Source organism: Blastococcus sp. KM273128, assembly GCF_021698975.1.
In the GTDB taxonomy this organism is placed as follows: domain Bacteria; phylum Actinomycetota; class Actinomycetes; order Mycobacteriales; family Geodermatophilaceae; genus Blastococcus.
Genome location: NZ_SSXA01000024.1, coordinates 23,584 through 47,381, shown reverse-complemented (window position 1 = coordinate 47,381; position 23,798 = coordinate 23,584). Strand labels below are relative to the sequence as shown.

The following is a 23,798-nucleotide window of genomic DNA, read 5'->3' as shown; positions in this document are numbered from 1 at the left end:
CAGCTCCACCCGCAGCGCCGCCAACCGCGCCTCGGCGGCCACGATCTGCCCCAGCAGATCCACCGCCTCCGCCGCGCTGCGCTGGGCGGGCAGCCACGCGCTGAGTGGCTCGTCCCACCGCTGCGGATCGGGGTCGGCGAGCTCCCATTCCGAGGGCAGCGGGTCCACGAAGGACACCCCGACCCCCACCTGGAAACCCGCCGCCGACGACATAACCGCAGGCTAGGCCGGGGGTATGACAATTACGGCCCCCCGGAGAAGGGGTGCCGGCGAGGGCGGGTTGTCGAGAGGACGCGTTCCGATCAGGACGCACGGCGGAGCCGGGCCGACGACCGGGCGGGTGACGGATCGGCCCGTCCGCCTCAGCGGCGGCGGCGCCTGACCACGAGGGCGATGACCAGCACCAGCGCTGCGACCCCGGCCGCCGGGGCGGCGTAGCGGGTCAGCGCCGCCCCGCCGGCCACCTCGAGAAGGTCGATCGGCTCCGGCTCGGACGGCGCGGGACGCGACCGCTCCGCCGGGCCGGTGCCGGGCACGCTGCGCAGCGGGGCACCGGTCGAGGGCCGTCCGGGCGGGGCGGTGTTCCCGTTGGGCGGCGTGCTGGGCGCCTTGCCGGCGGGCGCGGTGTCGGTCGGGCCGGTACCGGCGGCCTTCTCGGCGGTGACCTTGGCCGCGGTCTCCTTGGCCGGGGTCTCCGTCGTCGCCGTCTCCTTGCCGGTGGCTGCCTCGGCGGGAGCTGCCTTCGCCGCGGCGGCCTTCTTCGCCGGCGCCTTGGCGGGAGCGGCCTTCTTCGCCGCGGCCCCCTCCGCCGGTGCCACCTTGTCGGTGGCGGAGGCGGCGGCCTTCTTCGTCGTCGCCGCCGCCTTCTTGGCCGCCGTGCCGTCGCCGGCGGCCTGCTCGGCGGAGGCGGCGACCTCCTCGACCACGCCGGTCGCCGTCGCCGCCGCCTTCGCCGCGGGACCCGGCTCCGCTGCGGCGGCGGCCCGGTCGGCGTCGCCCTGCGCGTCACCCTCGCCGAGCTGGGCGGCGAGCTTGTCGGCGAACTGCCCGAGCAGCTTGTTGCCGACGTCGGTCATCACCCCGCGGCCGAACTGCGCCGGGCGACCGGTGATGTTCAGGTCGGTGAGCACGTCCACCCGCGTGACCGAGCCCTCGGCCCTCAGCTGCGCGGTGACCGTCGCCGCCGCCGTCCCGTTGCCGCGCTGGTCCTTCCCGCGGGCGTCGATGACCGCCCGGTGCGCCGCCTCGTCCTTCTCGATGAACGACGCCTTGCCCTGGTAGGTCAGGTTGATCGGCCCGAGCTTGACCTTCACCCGGCCGGTGAAGTCGTCGCCGTCGACGGAATCAAGGGCCGCGCCGGGCATGCAGGGCGCGATCCGCTCGATGTCGAGCAGCACCCGCCACGCCTCGTCGACGGGCACCGGCACGGTGAACGAGTTCTCCAGCTGCACGGGATGACCTCCTGGTGACGTACTGGAACGGCCCCCGTGCCCCGGCACGAGCGCGCCGGAGGCACGGGGGTCCTCGTCAAGCTACAGCCCGGCGGCGGCGGTCACCGCCCGGCGCGTGAGGACGGTCGCCAGGTGCTGCCGGTAGTCGGCCTGGGCGTTGAGGTCGCTGCTGGGCTCGGTGCCCTCGGCGGCGTGCGCGGCGGCCGCGGCGATCGCCTCGGGTGTCGCCTCGGCCCCGGAGAGCGCCGCCTCGACCGCACCGGCCCTCAGCGGGGTCGGCCCCATGTTGGTCAACCCGACCCGCGCCTCGGTGATGTGCCCGTTCTCGCGGCGCACCGCGGCGGCCACGGCGACGATCGACCACGCCTGGGCGACGCGGTTGAACTTCTCGTACCGCATGCCCCACTGCCCGTCGAGCTTGGGGACCCGCACCTCGACGAGCAGCTCGCCCTCGTCGACCGCGGTCGTGAGGTAGTCGACGAAGAAGTCCCGCGCCGGCACCGTGCGGCGCCCCTCGGGCCCGGCGATGACGAACTCGGCGTCCAGCGCCAGCGCCACCGCGGGCAGGTCGCCGGCGGGGTCGGCGTGCACCAGCGCCCCGCCGAAGGTGCCCCGGTGGCGCACCTGGCGGTCGGCCACCGTCTCGGTGGCCTGCGCGATCAGCGGCGCGTGCTGCCGGATCAGCGGGTCGGCGAGGACGTCGGAGTGCGTGGTCATCGCCCCGATGACCAGCGCGTCGCCGTCCTCCCGCACCCCCCGCAGCTCGGTGACCCGGCCCAGGTCGACGACGGTCTCCGGCGCGGCCAGCCGCAGCCGCATGACCGGGATCAGCGACTGCCCGCCGGCGAGGACCTTCACGTCCTCACCACCGGCGGCCATCGCCTGCAGCGCCTCGTCGACCGTGGTCGGGCGCGCGTACTCGAACGGTGCGGGAATCATCGGTCCCCTCCCAGCGACGAGGCCTCGGTCGACACGCCGGCGGTGGTCTCGGTCTGCGCCCCGCCGTAGGCGTTGGAGCCGGCGGTGGCGCGGTCGCCGCCGTCCCCTCCTGCGTGGATGGCCCGCCAGACGCGCTCGGGCGTCAGCGGCATGCGGATGTCGGTGACGCCCAGGTGCCGGACGGCGTCCAGCGCGGCGTTGACGACCGCCGGCGTCGAGGCGATGCAGCCGGCCTCGCCCACGCCCTTGGCACCGATCGGGTTCCCCGGCGCGGTGTGCACCGTGTTGCCGGTGTCGAAGTGCGGCAGGTCCGCGGCCGAGGGCACCAGGTAGTCCACGAAGGTGCCGGTGGTCAGGTTGCCGTCGGCGTCGTAGATCGCCTCCTCGTAGAGGGCCTGCGCGATGCCCTGGGCGAGGCCGCCGTGCACCTGCCCCTCGACGATCAGCGGGTTCACGATCGTGCCGACGTCGTCCACGCACGCGTACTTGCGGATCTTGACGAACCCGGTCTCGGTGTCGACCTCCATGGCACACAGGTGCGTCCCGTGCGGGAAGGAGAAGTTCTCCGGGTCGAAGGTCGCCTCCGCGTCGATGGAGGGCTCGATCCCCTCCGGGTAGTCGTGCGCGGCGAAGATCGCGAGGGCGATCTCCTGGATGCCGAGGCCGGCGCCGGGCGTGCCCCGCACGGAGAACCGCCCGCCGCTGAACTCCAGGTCGTCCTCGCTGGCCTCGAGCAGGTGCGCGGCGACCTTCCGGGCCTTGGCGATCACCTTGTCCGCCGCCTTGACCACCGCCGAGCCGCCGACGACCAGCGACCGCGACCCGTAGGTGTCCAGGCCGCGGGAGGCGATGGCGGTGTCGCCGTGGAGCACCTCGACGTCCTCGAACGGCACCCCGAGCGCGTCGGCGACCAGCTGGCTCCACGCCGTCTCGTGGCCCTGCCCGTGCGGCGTCGAGCCGGTGACGACCTCCACCTTCCCGGTGGGCAGCATGCGGATCGCGGCGTGCTCCCAGCCACCGGCGCCGAAGGAGAGCGAGCCGAGCACCCGCGAGGGGGCCAGGCCGCACATCTCGGTGAACGTGGAGACGCCGATGCCGAGCTGCACCGGGTCACCGGACTCGCGCCGCCGCTGCTGCTCGGCGCGCAGCTCGTCGTAGCCGAGCAGCTGCAGCGCCTGCTGCGTCGCGGCGTCGTAGTCACCGCTGTCGTAGGCGAGCCCTGCCACCGTGGTGAACGGGAACTCCTCCGCGCGGATCCAGTTCTTCCGCCGCAGCTCCAGCGGGTCCATGCCGAGCTCGACGGCGAGCTCGTCCATGATCCGCTCGATGGCGAAGGTGGCCTCCGGGCGCCCGGCGCCGCGGTAGGCGTCGGTGGGCACCTTGTTGGTGAACACCCCGTCGCACTCGAAGCGGTAGGCCGGGAACTTGTAGATGCCGGGGAACATGAACGCGCCCAGCGCCGGGATGCCTGGCGTGATCAGCCGCAGGTAGGCCCCCATGTCGGCCAGCAGCCGCACCCGCAGCCCCTTGACGTTGCCCTCCCGGTCCGCGGCGACGTCCACGAACTGGATCTGGTCGCGGCCGTGGTGGGCGGTCATCAGCGACTCGCTGCGCGTCTCGGTCCACTTCACCGGCTTGCCCAGCCGGCGGGCGATCAGCAGGCAGAGGATCTCCTCCGGGTTCACCTGCAGCTTCCCGCCGAACCCGCCGCCGACGTCGGGGGCCACCACCCGCAGCTTGTGCTCGGGGATGCCGGTGACCATCGCCGCCATCACCCGCAGGATGTGCGGCACCTGGGTGGCCGACCACATCGTGTAGTTGTCGCCCTGCGGCTGGACGACGACCGAGCGCGGCTCCATGAACGCCGGGATCAGCCGCTGCTGGACGAACCGCCGGCTGACCACGACGTCGGCGTCGGCGAACGCCTGCTCGGTGTCCGCCCCGGTGCCGGCCTCCCCGGCGTCGAACACGAAGTGGTAGCTGGTGTTGGACTCGAGGTGGTCGTGGACGAGGTCGGCGCCGTCCTTGACGGCCTCCTCCATGTCCAGCACGACCGGCAGCGGCTCGTAGTCGACGTCGACCAGCTCGACGGCGTCCTGGGCCGCGGCCTTGCTGCGGGCCACGATCACCGCGACCGCCTCACCGACGTGGTTGACCTCGGTCACCGCGATCGACGGGTGGCCGGGGTTGACCATGTCCGGCGTCACCGGCCAGGCGCACGGCAGCGAGCCCTGCTCCTCGGCCAGGTCGGCGCCGGTGAAGACGGCGACGACGCCGGGCGCGTCCGCGGCCGCGGAGACGTCGACGGAGCTGATCTTCGCGTGCGCGACCGGGCTGCGGACGACGGCGAGGTGCAGCATCCCCGGCAGCACCATGTTGTCGGTCCAGGTGGTGCGGCCGGTGATGAGCCGCGCGTCCTCCTTGCGCCGCCGCGCCTTGCCGATCTCGGCGGCCGGCGCCTCGGTCCGGTCCTCGACGGCGGTCATGCCTGCCCCACCACGTGCGGGGCGGCGGCGGTGTCGACGGCGGCCGGGGCGACGTGCCCGTCGCCCGCGGGAGCACCGCGCATCTCGCCGGCGGCGTGCTGCACGGCCCGGACGATGTTCTGGTAGCCGGTGCAGCGGCAGAGGTTGCCCTCGATGCCCTCGCGCACCTCGTCGTCGCTGGGGTCGGGGTTGTCCGCCAGCAGGTCGATCGAGGCCATGATCATGCCGGGGGTGCAGAAGCCGCACTGGAGGCCGTGCATCTCGTGGAAGGCCTTCTGCACCGGGTGCAGCTCGCCGCCGCGGGAGACGCCCTCGATGGTGGTCACCTCGGCGCCGTCGGCCTGGACGGCGAGCACGGTGCAGCTCTTCACGGCCTCGCCGTCGAGGTGCACGGTGCAGGCGCCGCAGTTGCTGGTGTCGCAACCGACCACGGTCCCGACCTTGCCGAGCTGCTCGCGCAGGTAGTGGACGAGCAGGGTCCGCGGTTCGACGTCGTCCTGGTAGGACGCCCCGTCCACCCGCACGTTGATCCGGGTCATCAGTCCTCCGCCTCGTTGCAGGGGTCGCTGCGCCCGCGGTCGCCCGCGGGCCCGAGCGGAGTCTGGCCTGAAAGCTGTGACTTAGGCCACGCTTACCTGCGTCCCTTCTCGTGCCGATCCCGCTGGTCGGGCGGCGGAGCGGGCGCGGAGGACGTTGCACGGCCGTTGCAGGCCGGATCCGCGCGCTTCCTGGCAGGCCGGGCCCTGGTGCCGCGCCCGGCGGTCGGCGACGGTCGTCGCGTGCCGACGACCGCCCCGCCCCACAGCCCCGGCGACGCCCTGGCCGCCCAGCAGCGGCGGGTGGCCGGGCTGCTCGCGGCCGCCCCTGCCGCCGCGCTGCCGACCCGGCGCCTGCCGGCCGCCGAGCACGCGCGGCTGGTCGGCTCCGGCCACTTCCCCGCCTACGCCGCCGAGCTCGCCTGGACCCCGCACCAGGTGGCGGGGCACCTCCGGGACAGCGCCCGCGTGTTCACCGCCCGCATCACGCGCCTGCGCACCGAGGAGGACCCGCTGCTGGCCGACTTCGACCCCACCGCCGCCGACCGCGTGGCCGGCTACGCCGCCGTCCCGCCGCTCCGCCTGCTCGACGAGCTGCAGGAGGCCCAGGCCGGGCTGCTGGCGGCGGTCCGCGGCGTGCCGGAGGCCGAGCGGGCGCGCACCGGCCGGCACGCCACCGACGGGGCGCTGACGCTGGGCGACGTCCTGGACTTCCTCCCCGGCCACCAGCGCGACCACGCCGAGCAGCTGGCCGCCCTCCTCCGCTGAGCGGGGTCAGCGCGCGACGGCCGGCTCCGCGTGCGGGGCGACCAGCCCGCCCGCGGCGGCGGCGCGCAGCTCGCGGCGGCGCAGCACCGCCGAGGCGGTGAGCGCCAGCAGGCCCAGCACGGCGAGCCCGGCCCCGACCCAGCCGGGCGCGGTGTAGCCCAGGCCCGCGGCGATGACCAGCCCGCCCAGCCAGGCGCCGAGCGCGTTGGCCGCGTTCAGCGCCGAGTGGTTCAGCGCCGCCCCCAGCATCTGCGCCTCACCGGCGACCTCCATCAGCCGCAGCTGCAGGCACACCACGAGCGTCGAGGCGCTGGCGGCGAGCAGGAAGATCGCGAGGACGATCGTGAGCGGGGTGCGGGCGGCCACCGGCACCAGCGCGAGCAGGACGCCGGTGACGACGTTGGCGCCGACCAGCGAGGGGAACAGGGCCAGGTCCGCGAGCCGGCCGCCCACGGCCGTCCCGAGCACACCGCCGACGCCGAACGCCAGCAGCACCAGCGGGATCGCGGCGCGGGACATGCCGGTGACCTCGGTGATCAGCGGCGCGATGTAGCTGTAGACGGCGAACATGCCGCCGAAGCCGACCACGCCGACCAGCAGCGTCAGCAGCACCTGCGGGCGGCGAAGCGCCCCGAGCTCGGTACGCATCGTGGCCTCGCGGTTGCCCGGCGCGGAGGGCACCACCCAGGCGGTCGCGGCGATGGTGAGCAGCGCGAGCACCGCGACGGCCCAGTAGGCGGTGCGCCAGCCGAACTGCTGCCCGAGCCAGGTCGCCGAGGGCACCCCGGCGACGTTGGCCAGCGCCAGGCCCAGCATCACCGAGCTCACCGCCCGCCCGCGCAGGTGCGGCGCCACCAGCGACGCCGCGACCAGCGAGGCGACGCCGAAGTACGCCCCGTGCGGCAGCCCGGCCAGGAAGCGCGAGGCCAGCAGCGACCCGTAGCCCGGCGCCACCGCGGTGAGGACGTTGCCGGCGATGAAGGCCCCCATGAGCCCGAGCAGCACCGCCCGGCGGGGCAGCTTGGTGGCCAGGGCGGCGATCACCGGCGCCCCGACGACGACCCCGAGCGCGTAGGCCGAGATGAGGTGACCGGCGGTGGGGATGGTGATCCCCACGCCCTCGGCCAGGTCGGGCAGCAGCCCCATGGTCACGAACTCGGTGGTGCCGATGGCGAACCCGCCGAGCCCCAGGGCGACGACCGCGGCGACGAGCCGGCCGGTGCGCAGGGGCGGGCGGTCGGCGAGGGGCGGTGCGGTCACTCCAGGAGCGAAGTCGTGAGCCGCCCTCAGCATTCCCGCGCCGGGCGGGTCACCGGACGCGGCCGGCCAGCCGCAGGCGGTGCAGGTGCGCGGTGACCGCGGCCCGGCGCGGCGACCCGGCCGGCAGCGCCTCGCCCAGCGCCTGCCAGACGCCGGCGTCCTCCCGCAGCTCGGGCAGCTGGGCCAGGCGCAGCAGCAGGTCGGGGCGGCGCGCGGTGAGCACCGCCCGCCGGAGCAGACCGAGCAGCCGGTCGCGGGCCTGCCGGACGCCGGGTGCCTGCGACCCGGGCAGCACCGGCCCCGCGTAGCGCTCGAGGGCGGCGGCGAGCTCCCCGCGGGCGACGAGCCGGCGCACCTCCTCGGCGTCGGTGCGCACCCGGCCGACCAGCCGGTAGGGGCGGGACTCCAGCAGGTCGCCGCCGACCAGCCGCCGCAGCCGGGAGAGCTCGGCCCGCACGGTGACGGTGGCCGCCGCGCCGGCGTGCACCTCGGCGGCGAGCTGGGCGGCGTCCCGTCCGTGACCGGAGACGGCGGCCTCGGCCAGCAGGAACAGCAGCTCCGAGTGCCGCACCGAGAGCTCCAGCGGCCCGCCCGGCAGCGTCAGCCGCGCCCGCTCGCGGCCGAGCACCTCCAGCCGCGCCTCCACCGGCGCCGGCCCCGCCGCGCCCGGGCCGGCCGCGAGCCGCTCCCGGTGCAGCCAGCGCAGCTCCGACTCCACCGCGGCCACCGTCGCGCGCACCAGGGTGAGCACGTGCGGGCTGGCGACGTGGTCGCCACCGGTGACGTCGATCGCGCCCAGCAGCGCCCCGGACACCGGGTCGTGCACCGGCGCGGCCGAGCAGCTCCACGGCTGGACGGAGCGGCGGAAGTGCTCGCTGCCGTAGATCTGCACCGCGGCGTCGACCGCCAGCGCCGTACCGGGGGCGTTGGTGCCGGCGACCTCCTCGGACCACCGGGCGCCCTCGACGAAGTTCATCGCGGCCGCCCGCCCGCGCAGCCCGCGGTCGCCCTCCACCCACAGCATGCGGCCGGCGGCGTCGCTGACCGCCACGACCATGCGGTCGGCCTCGGCGTCCTGGACCAGCAGCCGGCGGATCACCGGCAGCACCGGGGCCAGCGGGTGGGCGTCGCGGTAGGCCCGCAGCTCGGCGTCGAGGAGCTCGACCGGGGGCGACCCGCCGTCCGGGTCGACGCCGCTGCCCAGGGAGCGCCGCCACGAGTCGAGCACGACCGGCCGCACCGCGTCGCCCGTGGGCAGCGCGCCGGCCGTGACGAGCCGCTCGTGCGCCGCGCGCAGCCCGCGGGAGCGGGCGGCCGACGGCGGCCCGTCCGGCAGCGCCAGCCACGGGTTGACCGCGGTCGTCAACGGCCGGGCCACGGGGAGTCGCTCATCTCCCGGCCATCGTGGCCGCTACCGGCAATTTCCACCAGAGCGGCGGCTGCGGGTCAGCGCGCGGCGGCCGCCGCCCCGTCGCCGGTCGGCAGCTGCCAGGGCCGCACGACCGTCCCCAGGACGACCAGCGCCAGCGCCAGCGCCGCGACGACCACCAGGCCGACCGCCGTCGAGTCGTTGCCCAGCAGGCCCACCACCGGGGAGACGACGGCGCCGACGCCGAACTGGACCGCGCCGAGCAGGGCGGCGGCGCTGCCGGCGGCCTCGCCGTGCCGGGAGAGCGCCAGCGCGGGGGCGTTGGGCAGCGCCAGACCGCAGGCGAACAGCACGACCCACAGCGCGCCGGTGACCGCGGGGAGGCCGCCGGTGCCGGTGCCGGCGAGGCCGACCAGCGCCGCCCCGGCGAGCGCGCCGAGCACCGTGCCGGCGACGAGCAGCCGCTGCGGGGACCAGCGGCGCAGCAGGAGGGGGTTGAGCTGGGTGGCCGCGATGAGCCAGAACGCCCCGGCGCCGAACAGCAGGCCGAACTGCTGCTCGTCGAGGCCGAACTCCTCCTGGTAGACGAAGGAGGACCCCGACACGTAGCTGAACAGGCCCGCCATGGTCAGGCCGGCGACGAGCACCAGCCCGACGTAGACCCGGTCGTGCAGCAGGCCGCGGTAGATGCGCAGCGTGCCGCGCACCCCGTTGCTGCTCCGCCGCTCCGGCGGCAGCGTCTCGCGCAGCGTCAGCCACCCGACGACCACCATCACCAGCCCGTAGGCGGCGAGGGCGGCGAAGACGCCGCGCCAGCTGGTGAAGCGCAGCAGCTCCCCGCCGAGGGTGGGCGCCAGCACCGGCGCGGCGCCGAGCACCAGGAACAGGCGGGAGAGCATCGTCGCCGCGGCCCGGCCGTCGTAGAGGTCGCGCACCACGGCCAGCGCGATGACCGAGCCCGCGGCGGCGCCGACGCCCTGCAGGAAGCGCAGCCCGCCGAGCACGGCGATCGTGGGGGCGACCAGCACCAGCAGCGAGGCCAGCACGTGCAGCGCCGTCCCGGCGATCAGCGGGCGGCGCCTTCCCCAGGCGTCCGACAGCGGGCCGATGACCAGCTGGCCGAGGGCCAGGCCGACGAGCGTGCCGGTGAGCGTGAGCTGCACCGTGGCCGACGTCGTCAGCAGGTCGTCGGTGATGCTCGGCAGCGCCGGCAGGTACATGTCGATGGTCAGCGGACCGAGGGCGACGAACGCGCCCAGGGTCAGCGCGGTGCGCGCGGCACCGGGGCGGGCGGGTGCGGGTGCCGGTGCGGCCGCCGCGGGCGCGGTGCGGTCCTGGGTGATGGTCACGGGTCCCCCGTCGATCGGTGCTGAGCGGGACCCACGCTGGTCGGACCGCAGTACGACCCCCTCCAAGGCGCCGGGACCGCCGGGCATTCCGGCACCCGCGCATCTCGTCAGCGGGGCGGGCGCACCGGCAGCAGGGCCCGGAGGTCGCGGGCCCGCACCGCGCCGGCCCACAGCCCGGCGCCGTAGGCGAGGTCGTCCAGCCGCCGGGCCAGGCCGTGGCGGACCGGTCCGATCCGCCGCCGGTGCGGCCACCAGCCCACGAGCGCATCCCCCACGGCGACGGCGAGCACCCCCCGGCGGGCCCGGCGCGAGCCCACGGCCACCGCCGCGGCCAGCGGCCAGTGGTGCCGGGTCACCGACCGGGCCAGCGCCTGCCCCGAGGCCGCCAGGCCCCGCGCCACCAGGCCGGCGGCGAGCGCGGCCGGGACGGGTTCCCCCGGGCGGGCCAGCCGGCGGGCGAGGCGGGCGGTGGTCCAGCCGAGCAGCCCGACGCCGGCCACCCGGCCCCACCGGCCGCCCGCCACCAGCAGCGCCCAGGTGGCCGCCGTCTCCGGGGCGATCACCAGCGGCGAGACGGCGGGGCCGTGCCGGGCGGCCAGCAGCGCGGCGCCGGTGCCGTAGAAGGCGCGGCGGCGCAGCCACCCGGCGGTGCGCGCCGGGTGCTCGTGCGCGACGGCGGCCGCCGGCTCGTACCGCACCCGCCAGCCCGCGGCGGTCAGCCGCCAGACCAGGTCGACGTCCTCGGCGACCCGCATCGCCTCGTCGAACCCCTCCCCCAGCGCCGCCCGGCGCACCAGCAGCGCCGCGCTCGGCAGGTAGGGGACCGCCGACATCGGCCGCACCGGCGCCGGCTGCGGGCCCATGTCCAGGGCGCCCGCGACCTCCTCGTAGGGGCTCGTCCAGCCGCGCGCCGCGCCGGCCAGCGGCACGATCCGCGGGCCGGCCACGGCCACCCGCGGGTCGGCCAGGTGGGGGCGGAGCCGGGCCAGCCACCCCGGCAGCGGCACGCAGTCGGAGTCGAGGAAGGCGACGAGCTCCGTCGTCGCCACCGCCAGCCCGGCGTTTCGGGCGGCGGCCGGCCCCCGCGCGGCCGGGTGCCGCAGCACCCGGACGCCCTGGGGCGCCGTGACCGGCACCGCGGAGCCGTCGTCGACGACGACGACCGGCAGGTCCGCGGTCGCCGGGTCGGCGCGCAGCGCCGCCAGCAGGCGGGCCAGCCCCTCCGGGCGGTCCTTCACGGGGACGACAACGGTGACCCCGGCCGGGTCGGGGTCCGCGGGCAGGTCCGGGTGGGCCAGGCCCGCGTCGAGCAGGCGCCCGGCGAGCTCGGCGCCGGCCGGCTCGGCGACCACCAGGCGGTCGGCGGCCAGCAGCCGTGCCGCGCGGGGGGCGAGCCGCACCAGGCGCAGCGGCGACCCGCCGAGCAGGGTGCTGCCGCCGTCGCGGCGGCGGGTGCGCGGGTCCAGCGCGACGGCGAAGCCGTCGGGGAGCCGGCTCCCGGGCGGGGCGGGGATCACCCGTCCGCCAGGACCTCGTCGGTCGTCGCGAAGGAGACCAGCGGGGCGTAGCCGGCCATCACCTGCAGCGCCCGCTCGTGCTCCTCGTCGCCCGCCCCGGCGCACGCGTCGGTGACGACGCGCACGTGCACGCCGGCGTCGGCGGCCGGCAGGACGGTGGAGACGACGCAGCAGTCGGTGGCGACCCCGGCGACGGTGATCGGACCCTCCCCGACCACCGCGGCCAGCTCCGGCCCCCACTTGCCGAACGTGGTGGCGTCGACGACCGGGTGGCCGCCCGGGTCCTCGACGAGCTGGTAGCAGTGCGCGTCGGGCGGCTGCAGGGCGAAGTCGTACTGCGCGTAGTACTCCTTCCACGCCCCGGTCGGCTCCGCGGGGGCGACGAAGCGGGTCCAGACGACGCGCTCGCCGAAGGCGGCGACCAGCCGGCGGATGCGCGGGCGGACCTCCTCGAACCGCGGGGCGGTCCAGGGCGAGTCCTCCTCGCCGAACACGTGCTGCAGGTCGACCACGACCAGCCAGCCCTCGTGGCCCGCGCTCACGCCGTCCATGCCCGCTCTCCTCGTGCCCTCCCGCCCGCTGCCCGCGGGGTCCCCGACAGTAGCGATCGGGCCCCGGGCACCGGATTGCCGGATCCGTGTGCTTAGGTCACCCTTACCTGACCGTCGGAGGAGTTCCCATGTTCGTCCGCCCAGCCCTCCGGGGCGCCGCCGCGCTCGCGGCCACCGCCCTCGTCGTCACCGGCTGCGGCGCCGGCGACGAGCCTGCCCCGGCCGGGAGCGAGGCGGCCGGCGGCCCGTCGTCGACGGGCTTCCCCGTCACGGTGGAGACCGCCTTCGGCGACGTCACGGTGGATGAGGAGCCCACCCGCGTGGTCGCGCTGGGCTGGTCCGACGCCGAGACGGCGCTCGCCCTGGGCGTGGAGCCGGTCGGCGCGAGCGACTGGCTCGCCGTCGGCGGCGACGACGGCCTCGGCGACTGGGTCGAGCAGGGCTACGAGGAGCCGCCGGTGCTCATCGAGACCCTCGAGCCCAGCTTCGAGGCGATCGCCGCCCTGGAGCCCGACCTGATCCTGGACACCCGCTCCTCCGGTGAGCAGGACCGCTACGAGCTGCTGAGCCAGATCGCCCCCACGATCGGCCCGCCCGCGGGCGTGGGCCCGTACCAGACCACCTGGCAGCAGCAGCTGGAGATGGTCGGCCAGGCGCTGGGCCGGGACGAGGAGGCCGACGAGCTCGCCGCGGAGGTGGAGCAGGCGTTCACCGAGGCCGCCGCAGAGCACCCCGAGTTCGACGGCACCGAGGTCGCCGTCGGCGCCTACACCTCCGAGGGCTTCGGCGCCTACGTGAGCGGCGACTCCCGCGTGCAGTTCATGGAGCAGCTCGGCTTCGAGAACAAGGCCGAGATCGAGGCGCTGGCGACCGAGAACTTCTTCGTGCCGGTCAGCGAGGAGCAGCTGTCGCTGCTCGACGCCGAGCTCACGGTGGTCTTCCCGATCTTCGTGGAGGCCTCGGAGTTCACCGGCAACCCGCTGTGGCAGGCGCTGCCCGCCGTCCAGGAGGGGCGCGCCGTCGTCCTGGACGACCTCACGGTGCTGAACGCGTTCTCCAGCGCCTCGGCCCCGGGGCTGCTGTACGCCATCGACGCGACCGTCCCGCAGTTCGCCGACGCGCTGGACTAGGCGCTCAGCGGCTCACCGCAGCCGCCCGGCGTCGTCCACGTGCCAGGTGCCGACGGCGGCGGTGAGCCGGCCGACCAGCCCGTCGAGCAGCCGGGCCCCCTCCTCGGCGCCGGCGCCGGACGGGTCGCCCAGCACGCCGGTGGGGCTGACGGCCCGCACGCCCTCGGCCCGCAACCGAGGTAGCAGCGCGCGGATCGGCGTGGTCTCGCCGGTCACGGCGCGGTCCCGCCGGACCTGATCCGGTTCCACGTGCAACATCAGCGACGTCTCGGTCCGGCCGGCGTGCGCGTCGCCGTCCGGGAAGCCGCAGGGGAACCACGCCACGTCGCGGCCCTCGGCCCGCACGCGCGGCACCGCCGTCCGCAGCGCGTCGAGGTTGCCGCCGTGCCCGTTGACGATCAGCACGCGCCCCGCCCACCGGCAGGCGGAGCGCCCGTACTCGACCAGCAGCCCGGTCAGCGCCTCGGTGCCCAGCGACACCGTCCCGGGGAAGCCCTCGTGCTCGCCGCTGGCCCCGTAGGCCAGCGCGGGCGCCAGCAGCGCCCCGGGCAACCGGTCGACGGCGCCGTCGGCGACCGCCGTGGCGACGGCGGTGTCCGTCGTCAGCGGCAGGTGCGGGCCGTGCTGCTCCACCGCACCCAGCGGGACGACCAGCAGCGGGCGTTCGGGCAGCTCCGGCCAGGTGGCGGTGCCGAGGGAGGTCACCGCCGCACCCTAGGCCCCGGTCAGGTCGCCGGGACCGCGCCTTCCACGGGCACGTCCTCCACGGGCACGTCCTCCACGAGCACGTCCTCCTCGAGCTCCTCGGCGAGCCCGGTGAACACCTCGCAGACCTGCGCGAGCTGGTCGACCAGCACGGCGACCGTGGCGTCGGCGCCGTCGAGCTCGCCGTCGTGCGCCCGCTCCTCCAGCGTCCGGCAGACGGCGGCCAGCGCGTCGGCGCCGAGCGTGCCGGCCGCGCCGGCCAGGCGGTGGGCCGCCGCCTCCAGCGCCGCGGCGTCCGCCGTCCGCAGCGCCTGCTCCACGGCGGCGCGGTTCGCCGGCGCGGTGACCAGGAAGGTGCGCAGCAGCCGGGCGGTGAGCGCCCGCTCGGCCTCCTCCTCGACGCCGGCGACGTCGCCGAGCCGGCGGCGGACCACGTCCTCGAGCTCGTCGGCGCTGGTGCCGGTGGCCGCGTCGATCGCCGCCGCCAGGTCGGCGAGCGTGCACGGCTTGGGCAGGTAGGTCGCCCCGAGGCGGCGGCCGGCCGCGACGTCGCCCGGCAGCGCGCGCCCGCTGAGGAAGACGACCGGGACGTCGCCGCAGGTCGGGTGCCCGCGCAACGCCCCGGCCAGGGCGAGACCGCTCCCGCCCGGCATGAACATGTCGGTGACGACGACGTCGGGCGCGAAGACCCCGTCGAGCAGGTCGGTCGCCTCGTCGGCCGAGGCCGCCGCGCGCACCCGGTGACCCGCCCAGGTCAGCCGCCGCTCGAGCATCAGCCGGGTGGTGTCCTCGTCCTCGACCACCAGCACCTTCGCCACGCCGTCCTCCTGCCTCGTCGCGCACCGCCGTCTGGGACTGTCTTCGGCAGCCGCCCGCCCGGCGTGAGTCGAGCGGACGACGGCACCGGGCAGGATCCGGGGCGTGCCCCCTCGTCGCTGCCCCTGCGGGACCGGCCTGCCCTACGCGGAGTGCTGCGGCCCGCGCCACGACGGCTCGGCGCCCGCGGCGACCGCCGAGCAGCTCATGCGCTCGCGGTACAGCGCCTTCGCCCTCGGCGACGCCGGCTACCTGCTGCGCACCTGGCACCCCACCACCCGGCCGCCGGCGCTCGACCTCGACCCCGCGGTGCGCTGGACCGGCCTGGAGGTGCTCGCCACCACCGGCGGCGGGCTGCTCGCCGCCGAGGGGACCGTGGAGTTCGTCGCCCGCTACCGGCACGGCGGGGTGGACGGCGAGCAGCGCGAGCTCAGCCGCTTCGCCCGCGAGGACGGCGCCTGGCGCTACGTCGACGGCCGCTGACGCGTGTCGCGGGCCGCCGCCGTGGGCACCTGCGGGGGCATGAGCGCAGAGGACACCCGCAAGGTCGCCGAGCTGATCAAGGGACAGCGCTTCGGCTTCCTCACCACCATCGCCCCCGGCGGCAAGCTGACCAGCCGCCCGATGACGCTGCAGGAGGTCGAGTTCGACGGCGACCTGTGGTTCTACGCCGAGCGCGGCTCCCACCCGGTCGCCCACGTCACCGCTCAGCCCCAGGTGAACGTCGGCATCGGCTCCGGCGGCACCTGGGTGTCGCTCACCGGCACCGCGCGCGTCGTCGACGACCTCGCGAAGAAGAAGGAGCTCTGGAACGGCGGCGTCGAGGCGTGGTTCCCGAACGGCCCCGAGGACCCCGACGTCGTGCTGATCAAGGTCGAGGGGGACTCCGCGGAGTACTGGGACAGCCCGGGCGGCCGGCTGGCCACCGCCTTCAGCTTCGTGAAGGCCAAGGCCACCGGCGAGCGGATCGACGCCGGGGAGAACGAGAAGGTCGACCTCTAGGACGCCGGCACGCCGAGCCGGGCGCCCGCGCGCTCGGCCGGCTCCGGCCGCGCGAAGAAGTAGCCCTGGGCCGAGCCGCACTCCATTGCCCGCAGCACCAGCCGCTGCTCCTCGGTCTCCACACCCTCGGCGACGACGTCGAGGCCCAGGCTGCGCGCGAGCTCGACGATCGAGCTGACCAGCGTGGTCGCCGCCCCGCCGGTGGGCAGGTCGTTGATGAAGCTGCGGTCGATCTTCAGGGCGTCGGCCGGCAGCCGGCGCAGGTAGGACAGCCCCGAGAAGCCGGTGCCGAAGTCGTCGATCGCGATGCGCACGCCCAGGGCCCGCAGGCTCTCCAGCTGGCCGACGGTGCGGTCCACGTCGCGGACGAGCATCCCCTCGGTGACCTCGAGGGTGAGCTGCTCCGCCGGGAACCCGCTCTCGGCCAGGGCCGCCGCCACGTCGGCGCGGACGTCGGTGTCGGCGAGCTGGCGCGGGGAGAGGTTGACCGCCATGCGCAGCGGGGCCCCGTGCTCGGCCGACCACGCGGCCCCCTGCCGGACGGCCTGCCGGAGCACCCAGCGGCCGATCTCCACGACCGCGCCCGACTCCTCGGCCAGCGGGATGAACTCCGCGGGCGGGACGGTGCCGTGCTCGGGGTGGTGCCAGCGCACCAGCGCCTCGAACCCGGTGGTGCGGCCGTCGGCGAGCGCGATCGTGGGCTGGTAGTGGACCGCCAGCTGCCCGGCGGCGATCGCGCCGGCGAGGTCCTGCTGCAGGGCGGCGCGGCGGTGCGCGGCGTCCCCCATGCCGGTCGCGTAGACCACCAGCCGGTTCTTGCCCTGGGCCTTGGCCAGGTACATCGCCAGGTCCGCCCGGTGCAGCAGCGTCGCGGCGTCCGGCCGGTCGGCGGCGGTGACCGAGGCGGTGGCGGTGGCGATCCCGATGCTGCCGTGCACCGTGGTGGCGCCGTGGTCCAGCGGGACGGGGAGGGCGAAGGAGAGCAGCACCCGCTCGCCGACGGCCCGGGCGACGTCCTCCCCGCCGTGGACGACGACGGCGAACTCGTCGCCGCCGAGCCGGGCCACGAGGTCCTCGGGCCGGACGCAGTCGCGCAGCCGCTCGGCGACGGTCTGCAGCAGCACGTCGCCGGCGGCGTGGCCCCGGCTGTCGTTGACGTCCTTGAAGTCGTCGAGGTCGATGAAGAGCACGCTCAGGGCGCCACCGCGCTGGAGCACCCGGTGGGTGATGTCCTCGAGCAGCGTGCGGTTGGCCAGCCCGGTGAGCGGGTCGCTGAGCACCTGGTCCTCGTTGAGCCGCCACGCGGCCAGGTGGGCCGCGCTCGCCGCGAGCACGAACGCGGCGTGCACCGCGGCCCACAGCCACGGGTCGCCGGCGCCGTGGTGGCCGAACACCTCGTGCGGGAACAGCGTGCCGACCAGCCCGTGGTGGGCGCCCACGACGACGAGCGCCAGACCGTAGGGGACCCAGTCCTGGTACAGCGAGACGACGCCGACCATGACGAAGAAGGCGAAGTGCGACTCGGTGACGCCGCCCCACAGGTGCACCAGCGCGACGCAGGCGGCCAGCAGGCTGACCGTCGTCGCCGCCGTGCGCGCCGTCCGCCCGGCGGTGGGCACGAGTTCGACGGCCAGCGGCCCGGCGACGGCGAGCAGCACGGCCACGGCGGCCGGCTGCCCGTGGCCCCAGGACCAGGAGAGCAGCACCAGCACGCCCGCCACCGCGAGGCACAACCGGACGATCGCGCGGTGCCGCCGCTGCCACACCGGCTCGGGCAGGAGACGGCCCTGGGGCAGCAGCCGGAGCAGGCGGGCACGCGGTGCGTTGATCACCTCGCAGGCATCGGCACGGCCCGCCCGGCGCTGGAGCGGCCGGGCAGGCTCCCCCCTCCGAGGGGGTGGGGTCAGCGGAGGTCGAGGCCCGCCAGCGGCGACTCGTCGCAGGCCTTCGCCGGCGGCAGGGCGGGCATGCCCAGCAGGGTGGGCTGGCCGCGCACCGGGCCGGTGTGCGAGTGGTCCAGGTGGCTGCGCGGCATCACCGTCGCGGCGTCGCGGGCGGCCAGCGCCGTCTCCCCGTAGCCCTGCACGCACTCCGGGTCGGGGCCGTCCAGCGGCAGGCCGGTGAAGAACTTCGCCGCCATGCAGCCGCCGCGACAGGCGTCGAAGTGGGCGCACCTGGTGCACGCGCCACCGGTCTGCGGGCTGCGCAGCTCCTGGAACAGGTCGGAGGTCTGCCAGACCCGCTGGAAGCCGCCCTCGTCGCGCACGTTGCCGGCGAGGAAGTTCTCGTGGATGGCGAACGGGCAGGCGTAGACGTCGCCCACCGGGTCGATCAGGCACACCACGCGGCCGGCGCCGCAGAGGTTGAGCCCTGGCAGCGCCTCGCCGAACGCCGACAGGTGGAAGAACGAGTCGCCGGTGAGCACCTGCTCCCCGTTGGCGAGCAGCCAGGAGTACAGCTCGCGCTGCTGGGCCTGGGTGGGGTGCAGCTGGTCCCAGACGTCCGCGCCGCGGCCCGAGGGGCGCAGCCGGGTGATCCGCAGCTGGGCGCCGTAGCGGTCGGTGAGCGCCTTGAACTCGTCGAGCTGCCCGGCGTTCTCCCGGGTGACCACGACCGAGACCTTGAAGTCCTTCATCCCGGCCTCGGCCAGGTTCTCCAGCGCCCGGGTGGCGGTGGCGAACGACCCGGTGCCGCGGACCCGGTCGTTGACCTCGGCGGTGGCGCCGTCCAGGGAGATCTGCACGTCGACGTAGTCGGTCGCCGCCAGCTGCGCGGCGCGCGCCTTGTCCAGCTTCACGCCGTTGGTGGAGAACTTGACGCCGACGTCGTGGCCGATGGCGTAGTCGAGCAGGTGCCAGAAGTCCGGCCGCACCGTCGGCTCGCCGCCGCCGACGTTGACGTAGAAGACCTGCATCCGCTGCAGCTCGTCGATGACCGCCTCGGCCTCGGCGGTCGAGAGCTCCCGCGGGTCCCGCCGTCCGGACGACGACAGGCAGTGCACGCAGGCCAGGTTGCAGGCGTAGGTGAGCTCCCAGGTCAGGCAGATCGGCGCGTCCAGCCCGTACTCGAACTGGTCGACCAGCCGCCCGCCGGTGGGGCGCTGGGGCTTCGCAGGAAGGACGGCGGTCACTCGGGCTCCCGGGGGGTGATCATCTGCGAGCGGGCCAGGTCAGCCAGCGCCTTCACGTAGGCGCCGCGCTGGGCCTCGGTCACGCCGCACGCGTCGAGCGCGGCCTCGGCGCTGGGGTGGTCGGCCAGCGCCTCCACCACCGCCACCAGCTGCTTCGACTTCAGGAAGGACAGCTTGCGGTTGCCGAAGTGGTAGACCAGCGCGCCGAACGGCTCCGGCCGCAACGCGACCGAGCGGGCCTTCTGCCAGGGCAGCGCCGGGTCGAAGTCGGCCGTCACCGCGGGCCCGGCCGGGGCGGTCATCGGGGGCGGCGGCTCAGTAGACGCCGCACATGCCGTCGATGGAGACCTCCTCGACCAGCGACTCCTCGACGAGGGCCTCCTCGGTCGCGGGGGCCTCGGGCGCCCGGAACTCCACAGCGGGGACGTCGGCGGGGGTGGTCTCGGGCATGTCGGCCTCCGTGAACGCGGTCACATGGACGGGCCGGACGTTAGTGACACCCGGTGCCAGGAGCAACACCGGGGTCGGCCGGGTCCGCGGGGGCCGGCCGGCGGGCACAATGCCGGCGTGGCGGAGACGAGGGCGGCGGTCGCGGCCGTCCCGGACGGGCGCGCCCGGGCGGAGCGCGCGGCGCTCGACCTGTTCACCACCCGCGGGTTCGAGCGGGTGACCAGCGACGAGGTCGCCGACTCCGCGGGCATCAGCCGCCGGACCTTCTTCCGCTACTTCCCCACCAAGGCCGACGCCGTCTGGGGCGACTTCGCCGGGCACGTCGCGCGGCTCGAGCGGCTGCTCGCCGACGCCGACCCGGCGCAGCCGGTGCTCACCTCGGTCTGCGCCGCCTACGTCGAGGTGAACGACTACCCGGACGCCGAGCTGCCGCTGCTGCGGGAGCGCATGCGGCTGATCCTCGCCGAGCCGGCCCTCCTCGCGCACAGCCAGCTGCGCTTCGCCGAGGTCGACCGGGTGGTCGCCCGGCACGTCGCGGCGCGGACCGGCGGAGCGCCCACGGGGCTGCTGCCGCGGCTGGTCGCGGCGAGCACCCGCGCCGCCGCGACGACGGCGTTCGAGACGTGGCTCGCCGAGCCGGGCACGCCTCTGACCGGGCACCTGCACCTGGCGTTCGGCGAGATCGCGGCCGGCTTCCCCGGCCTGCGCGGCTGACCCCCGCGGGCGACCCGGTGTGGCCGCCGTCTCATCTTCGGCGCTAGCCTGGCACTCAGTGCCACCGGCCGCCGCGCCGGCCCACCGCCCGGTCGACCGGGCCGGACGAAGGAGAGCCCCATGGCCAGCGCGTGGTTCGAGTCGGTCGCCGAGGCCCAGCGCCGGGCGAAGCGGCGGCTGCCCAAGGGCGTCTACGGCGCGCTGGTCGCGGGCTCCGAGCGCGGGCTGACCCTCGAGGACAACCTCGCCGCCTTCGCCGAGCTCGGCTTCTCCCCGCACACCGCCGGGCTGGCCAACGAGCGCAACACCGCCGTCACGGTCATGGGCCAGCAGGTGTCGATGCCGGTGCTGATCAGCCCGACCGGCGTGCAGGCCGTGCACCCCGACGGCGAGGTCGCCGTCGCCCGCGCCGCCGCCGCCCGGGGGGTGGCGATGGGGCTCTCCTCGTTCGCCAGCAAGCCGATCGAGGAGGTCACGGCGGCCAACCCGCAGACCTTCTTCCAGGTGTACTGGGTGGGCACCCGCGAGGAGATGCTCGCCCGCATGGAGCGGGCGCGGAAGGCCGGCGCCGTCGGCCTGATCGCCACGCTGGACTGGTCGTTCGCCTACGGCCGCGACTGGGGCAGCCCGTTCATCCCGGAGAAGATCGACCTCGAGGCGGTGCGCCGGTACGCGCCGCAGGTGGCCCTCAAGCCGCGCTGGCTGCTCGACTTCGCCCGCACCCGCAAGCTCCCCGACCTGACGGTGCCCAACATGGTGGCCACCCCGGGCGATCCGGCGCCGACCTTCTTCGGCGCCTACGGCATGTGGCAGCAGTCGCCGATGCCCACCTGGGAGGACGTCGCCTGGCTGCGCGAGCAGTGGGACGGCCCGTTCATGCTCAAGGGCGTCATGCGGGTCGACGACGCCAAGCGCGCCGTCGACGCCGGCGTCACCGCCATCTCGGTCTCCAACCACGGCGGCAACAACCTCGACGGGACGCCTGCCTCGGTGCGGGCGCTCCCCGCGGTGGCCGAGGCCGTGGGCGACCAGATCGAGGTGCTGCTCGACGGCGGCATCCGGCGCGGTGGCGACGTCGCCAAGGCGCTGGCCCTGGGCGCGAAGGCGGTCATGATCGGCCGGGCGTACCTGTGGGGGCTCGCGGCCAACGGCCAGGCCGGCGTGGAGAACGTGCTGGACCTGCTGCGGGACGGGCTGGGCGCGGCCATGGTCGGCCTGGGGCGGTCCGACGTCGCGGACCTCAGCCGCGACGACCTCGTCGTCCCGCCCGGCTTCGAGCGGGCGCTCGGCGACACGGCGGTGGAGAACGCGCTGCTGGCCACCTCCCCGGCGCGCCGCCGCCGCGAGGCCTGATCCGCGGAGCCGGTCCCCCTGCGAGGATGGCCCGCGTGAGCGAGCCGGTCCGGTCCCAGGACCTCCGCATCTCCGACGCCGAGCGCGCGGACGTCGCGGCGGGGCTGCAGCGCGCCCACGACGCCGGCCAGCTCGACCTCGCGGAGTTCGACGAGCGGGTCCGGGCCACCTGGGCCGCCCGCACCCGCGGCGAGCTGGTTCGGGTGACCGCCGACCTGCCGGCGCTGCCGCCCCCGCCCGGTCCGCGGCGGGTGTTCCGCGACGACGCCGCCGGCACCGCGATGAAGGTGCTCACCACCGTCTGGCTCTGCCTGACCCTGGTGAACCTCGCCGTCTGGGGGATCCTCGAGCTCACCGTGGGCGGCATCCACCCGTGGTGGCTCTACGTGGCGGTGCCCCCGGGGGCCGTGCTGGGTGCGCTCTACGCGATCGGCATCGGCCGGCCCGACCGCGGCTGAGGCCGGGCCGGCCGTGGGCGTCAGCGGCCGAGCAGGCCGCCCAGCCCTCCCCCGCCGCCGAGCTTCTTGACCAGGTCCATCGGGTCGATGCCGAACTTCTGCAGCAGGCCGGCGTCGCGCTCGGTGTCGACCTGACCGGGCAGCTCCTGGTCGGCCTGCTGGGCCTTGCCGTCCTCGCCCTGGGAACGCAGCAGCTGCAGGATCTGGTCCTTGTCGATGTTCATGGGTGGGGCGGTACCCCGGCGCGGGCGCTCACACCCGCACCGAGCGGACGATGCGGTCGGGGCGGACGCGCACCAGCGCGGCACCCCCCAGCCAGCGCCGGAGCGTGCCGGTCGGGTCCTGGATCGGCACGGTGGTCCCGTCCGGCCGCCGGATGCGCAGGTCCGCGGTGATCTCGACGTAGCCGTCGCCGAGGACGTCGTCCAGCCGGCGGACGGCGCCGTCGACGACCACGTCGGGCTGCGGGAGGAGCGTCCCGGCCAGCCGCCGGCCGGCCCGGCCACGGCGCGCCACCAGCGGGCCGCGGCGCAGCGGCGGGGTGCGGCTGTCGGTGGCCAGCTGGGCGACGGCGGGGATCCGGCGGACGGCGGCCAGCACCACCCGCCGCAGCGCCGCGCCGCCGCGCCCGCCCCCGGTCATCAGCCGCCCGAGCAGCAGGGCCACCCGGATCAGCTCGCGGGCGTGCGGCTCGCGCTCGGCGCGGTAGGTGTCCAGCAGCGCGTCCGGCGCCTCCCCGCGGAGGACGGCGGCGAGCTTCCAGGCCAGCTGGTGGACGTCGCGCAGCCCGAGCCCCAGCCCCTGGCCGACGAACGGCGGGGTGAGGTGCGCGGCGTCGCCCGCCAGCAGCACCCGCCCGTCCCGCCAGCGGTCGGCGACCTGCGCCCGGAACGTGTACTCCACCGCCCGCAGCACCTCGACGTCGGCCGCACCCGTGACCGGCGTGAGCAGGGCGGCCAGCCGCTCCGGGGCCGCGAGCTCCTCGGCGGTCTCCCCCGGTCCCAGCCGGAACTCCCAGCGGTACCGGTCGCCGGTGACCGGCATGAAGGTGGCCGCCCGGCGCGGGTCGCAGACCTGGTGCACGCCGGGCCAGACGGGCAGCGGCGCCCGCGCCCGCGCGTCGACGACCAGCCACCGGTCGGCGGGGGCGAGGTCGACCATCCGGGCGCCGATCAGCTCCCGCACCGTGCTGTTGGCGCCGTCGCAGCCCAGCACCGCCGCGGCCCGGACGGACCGCTCCGCCCCGGTCTCCCGCTCGGCCAGCCGCACGGTGATCCCGCCGCGCTCCTGGGCCAGGCCGGTCACCTCGCAGCCGCGCCGCACCTCGATGCCGGGCGCCGCCGCCGCGGCGGCCGCCAGCACCTCCTCCAGGTCGGGCTGGTGGACGAACGAGCCCTGCGGCCAGCCGTGGGCGCCCGCGTCCGGGGCCCGGCGGAACTCGGCGAGCACCCGGTGGCCGCCGTCGAGGAGCCGCAGCCCGGCCATCGGCCGGCAGCGCGCGGCGACGTCGTCGGCCACGCCCGCGGCCTGCAGCGCCCGGAACACCTCGTCGTCGAGGTGCACCGCCCGCGGCAGCGGGTAGGGCGCGGCGTGCCGCTCGAGGACGAGGACCTCCAGCCCGCGGCGGGCCAGCAGCAGCGCCGCGGTGAGCCCCACGGGACCGGCGCCCACCACGACCACCGGCCCGCCCGTCACGGCGCCAGTCTGGCCGACGAGGGGCCGCGAGGGTGCAGCACGTTGCACGCGGCACCGGGTGCCTTGACGCGGCGGCCTGCTGCTCAGCAGTCTGTGACGCACTGCACACGCCGCTCCGA

Annotated in this window: 25 protein-coding genes; 7 read left to right on the top strand and 18 right to left on the bottom strand. The window is 76.1% G+C overall.

From position 1 onward, the window contains the following. The 5 genes from E9529_RS09320 to E9529_RS09300 form a co-directional block, all read right to left on the bottom strand. Nucleotides 1-213, bottom strand: a 213-nt coding sequence (locus E9529_RS09320; protein WP_236830879.1) for a hypothetical protein, incomplete at its 3' end; no start/stop codon positions are given. Between the two features lie 149 nt (nt 214-362). Continuing rightward, nucleotides 363-1,451, bottom strand: coding sequence for an SRPBCC family protein (locus E9529_RS09315; RefSeq protein WP_236830878.1), 1,089 nt, complete (start codon nt 1,449-1,451; stop codon nt 363-365). Between the two features lie 81 nt (nt 1,452-1,532). Further along, nucleotides 1,533-2,390, bottom strand: coding sequence for a xanthine dehydrogenase family protein subunit M (locus E9529_RS09310; protein WP_236830877.1), 858 nt, complete (start codon nt 2,388-2,390; stop codon nt 1,533-1,535). Beyond that, nucleotides 2,387-4,876, bottom strand: a complete 2,490-nt coding sequence (locus tag E9529_RS09305) for a xanthine dehydrogenase family protein molybdopterin-binding subunit (protein ID WP_236830876.1) — start codon at nt 4,874-4,876, stop codon at nt 2,387-2,389. The genes E9529_RS09310 and E9529_RS09305 overlap by 4 nt, the downstream gene beginning before the upstream one ends. Then, complete coding sequence (locus E9529_RS09300; RefSeq protein ID WP_236830875.1) at nt 4,873-5,415, bottom strand: (2Fe-2S)-binding protein; 543 nt, start codon at nt 5,413-5,415, stop codon at nt 4,873-4,875. The genes E9529_RS09305 and E9529_RS09300 overlap by 4 nt, the downstream gene beginning before the upstream one ends. A 240-nt stretch (nt 5,416-5,655) precedes the next feature. Between E9529_RS09300 and E9529_RS09295 the strand changes: the two genes are divergently transcribed. After that, complete coding sequence (locus E9529_RS09295; RefSeq protein ID WP_236830874.1) at nt 5,656-6,180, top strand: DinB family protein; 525 nt, start codon at nt 5,656-5,658, stop codon at nt 6,178-6,180. A 6-nt stretch (nt 6,181-6,186) separates the two neighbouring features. Here the strand turns inward: E9529_RS09295 and E9529_RS09290 are convergent, their stop codons facing one another. The 5 genes from E9529_RS09290 to E9529_RS09270 form a co-directional block, all read right to left on the bottom strand. Further along, nucleotides 6,187-7,440, bottom strand: coding sequence for an MFS transporter (locus tag E9529_RS09290; protein ID WP_236830873.1), 1,254 nt, complete (start codon nt 7,438-7,440; stop codon nt 6,187-6,189). Between the two features lie 49 nt (nt 7,441-7,489). Continuing rightward, nucleotides 7,490-8,818, bottom strand: coding sequence for a GAF domain-containing protein (locus E9529_RS22415; protein WP_308195269.1), 1,329 nt, complete (start codon nt 8,816-8,818; stop codon nt 7,490-7,492). 68 nt (nt 8,819-8,886) lie between these two features. Then, on the bottom strand, nt 8,887-10,158 hold the full coding sequence (locus E9529_RS09280) for a multidrug effflux MFS transporter (protein ID WP_236830872.1): 1,272 nt from the start codon (nt 10,156-10,158) through the stop codon (nt 8,887-8,889). Between the two features lie 107 nt (nt 10,159-10,265). Then, a complete protein-coding gene (gene mftF / locus E9529_RS09275; RefSeq protein WP_236830871.1) occupies nt 10,266-11,675 on the bottom strand; it encodes a mycofactocin biosynthesis glycosyltransferase MftF in 1,410 nt (469 codons plus the stop codon). Next, nucleotides 11,672-12,226, bottom strand: a complete 555-nt coding sequence (locus E9529_RS09270; protein ID WP_236830870.1) for a cysteine hydrolase family protein — start codon at nt 12,224-12,226, stop codon at nt 11,672-11,674. The genes mftF and E9529_RS09270 overlap by 4 nt, the downstream gene beginning before the upstream one ends. A 128-nt stretch (nt 12,227-12,354) precedes the next feature. On the opposite strand from E9529_RS09270, the gene E9529_RS09265 reads away from it, so the two are divergent. Further along, nucleotides 12,355-13,356: an iron-siderophore ABC transporter substrate-binding protein gene (locus tag E9529_RS09265; RefSeq protein ID WP_236830869.1), complete on the top strand. Its 1,002-nt coding sequence runs from the start codon at nt 12,355-12,357 to the stop codon at nt 13,354-13,356. Nucleotides 13,357-13,368: 12 nt separating this feature from the next. Here the strand turns inward: E9529_RS09265 and mftE are convergent, their stop codons facing one another. Further along, the gene (gene mftE / locus E9529_RS09260) at nt 13,369-14,061 is read right to left on the bottom strand and encodes a mycofactocin biosynthesis peptidyl-dipeptidase MftE (RefSeq protein ID WP_236830868.1); all 693 of its coding nucleotides are present in this window, start codon (nt 14,059-14,061) and stop codon (nt 13,369-13,371) included. 20 nt (nt 14,062-14,081) lie between these two features. After that, complete coding sequence (locus E9529_RS09255; RefSeq protein WP_236830867.1) at nt 14,082-14,879, bottom strand: response regulator; 798 nt, start codon at nt 14,877-14,879, stop codon at nt 14,082-14,084. 103 nt (nt 14,880-14,982) lie between these two features. Between E9529_RS09255 and E9529_RS09250 the strand changes: the two genes are divergently transcribed. Beyond that, nucleotides 14,983-15,360 carry a YchJ family protein gene (locus tag E9529_RS09250; protein WP_236830866.1) on the top strand — a complete coding sequence of 126 codons (378 nt, stop codon included), beginning with the start codon at nt 14,983-14,985 and terminating at the stop codon, nt 15,358-15,360. 39 nt (nt 15,361-15,399) lie between these two features. Beyond that, entirely contained in the window at nt 15,400-15,879 is a 480-nt protein-coding gene (locus E9529_RS09245; RefSeq protein WP_236830865.1) for a pyridoxamine 5'-phosphate oxidase family protein, read from the top strand. Here E9529_RS09245 and E9529_RS09240 read toward each other — a convergent pair. The 4 genes from E9529_RS09240 to mftA form a co-directional block, all read right to left on the bottom strand. Then, nucleotides 15,876-17,711 (bottom strand): bifunctional diguanylate cyclase/phosphodiesterase, encoded by a 1,836-nt coding sequence (locus tag E9529_RS09240; RefSeq protein WP_236830864.1) that lies wholly within the window; start codon nt 17,709-17,711, stop codon nt 15,876-15,878. The genes E9529_RS09245 and E9529_RS09240 overlap by 4 nt on opposite strands. A gap of 71 nt (nt 17,712-17,782) precedes the next feature. Next, nucleotides 17,783-19,009: a mycofactocin radical SAM maturase gene (mftC, locus tag E9529_RS09235; RefSeq protein ID WP_236830863.1), complete on the bottom strand. Its 1,227-nt coding sequence runs from the start codon at nt 19,007-19,009 to the stop codon at nt 17,783-17,785. Next, entirely contained in the window at nt 19,006-19,311 is a 306-nt protein-coding gene (gene mftB, locus E9529_RS09230; RefSeq protein WP_236830862.1) for a mycofactocin biosynthesis chaperone MftB, read from the bottom strand. The genes mftC and mftB overlap by 4 nt, the downstream gene beginning before the upstream one ends. Nucleotides 19,312-19,324: 13 nt before the next feature. After that, entirely contained in the window at nt 19,325-19,459 is a 135-nt protein-coding gene (gene mftA, locus E9529_RS09225) for a mycofactocin precursor MftA (RefSeq protein ID WP_236830861.1), read from the bottom strand. A gap of 117 nt (nt 19,460-19,576) precedes the next feature. Here mftA and E9529_RS09220 point away from each other — a divergent pair, with 117 nt between their 5' ends. The 3 genes from E9529_RS09220 (at nt 19,577) to E9529_RS09210 (ending at nt 21,984) form a co-directional block, all read left to right on the top strand. Continuing rightward, nucleotides 19,577-20,173, top strand: a complete 597-nt coding sequence (locus tag E9529_RS09220) for a TetR family transcriptional regulator (RefSeq protein WP_236830860.1) — start codon at nt 19,577-19,579, stop codon at nt 20,171-20,173. Nucleotides 20,174-20,293: 120 nt separating this feature from the next. Beyond that, nucleotides 20,294-21,526 carry a pre-mycofactocin synthase MftD gene (gene mftD, locus E9529_RS09215; RefSeq protein WP_236830859.1) on the top strand — a complete coding sequence of 411 codons (1,233 nt, stop codon included), beginning with the start codon at nt 20,294-20,296 and terminating at the stop codon, nt 21,524-21,526. A 35-nt stretch (nt 21,527-21,561) separates the two neighbouring features. After that, nucleotides 21,562-21,984 (top strand): DUF1707 domain-containing protein, encoded by a 423-nt coding sequence (locus E9529_RS09210; RefSeq protein ID WP_236830858.1) that lies wholly within the window; start codon nt 21,562-21,564, stop codon nt 21,982-21,984. A gap of 20 nt (nt 21,985-22,004) precedes the next feature. Here E9529_RS09210 and E9529_RS09205 read toward each other — a convergent pair whose 3' ends face one another. Next, nucleotides 22,005-22,208, bottom strand: a complete 204-nt coding sequence (locus E9529_RS09205) for a hypothetical protein (protein WP_236830857.1) — start codon at nt 22,206-22,208, stop codon at nt 22,005-22,007. A 28-nt stretch (nt 22,209-22,236) separates the two neighbouring features. Next, a complete protein-coding gene (locus tag E9529_RS09200; protein WP_236830856.1) occupies nt 22,237-23,679 on the bottom strand; it encodes a bifunctional 3-(3-hydroxy-phenyl)propionate/3-hydroxycinnamic acid hydroxylase in 1,443 nt (480 codons plus the stop codon). Between the last annotated feature and the right edge of the window lie 119 nt (nt 23,680-23,798).

Excerpts from the sequence above, each read along its gene's own strand:
- mftA (WP_236830861.1), bottom strand. The coding sequence starts at position 19,459 with ATGCCCGAGACCACCCCCGCCGACGTCCCCGCTGTGGAGTTCCGGGCG.
- mftD (WP_236830859.1), top strand. The coding sequence starts at position 20,294 with ATGGCCAGCGCGTGGTTCGAGTCGGTCGCCGAGGCCCAGCGCCGGGCG.
- E9529_RS09265 (WP_236830869.1), top strand. The coding sequence starts at position 12,355 with ATGTTCGTCCGCCCAGCCCTCCGGGGCGCCGCCGCGCTCGCGGCCACC.
- E9529_RS09300 (WP_236830875.1), bottom strand. The coding sequence starts at position 5,415 with ATGACCCGGATCAACGTGCGGGTGGACGGGGCGTCCTACCAGGACGAC.
- E9529_RS09310 (WP_236830877.1), bottom strand. The coding sequence starts at position 2,390 with ATGATTCCCGCACCGTTCGAGTACGCGCGCCCGACCACGGTCGACGAG.
- mftB (WP_236830862.1), bottom strand. The coding sequence starts at position 19,311 with ATGACCGCCCCGGCCGGGCCCGCGGTGACGGCCGACTTCGACCCGGCG.
- E9529_RS09270 (WP_236830870.1), bottom strand. The coding sequence starts at position 12,226 with ATGGACGGCGTGAGCGCGGGCCACGAGGGCTGGCTGGTCGTGGTCGAC.
- E9529_RS09305 (WP_236830876.1), bottom strand. The coding sequence starts at position 4,876 with ATGACCGCCGTCGAGGACCGGACCGAGGCGCCGGCCGCCGAGATCGGC.
- E9529_RS09205 (WP_236830857.1), bottom strand. The coding sequence starts at position 22,208 with ATGAACATCGACAAGGACCAGATCCTGCAGCTGCTGCGTTCCCAGGGC.
- E9529_RS09245 (WP_236830865.1), top strand. The coding sequence starts at position 15,400 with ATGAGCGCAGAGGACACCCGCAAGGTCGCCGAGCTGATCAAGGGACAG.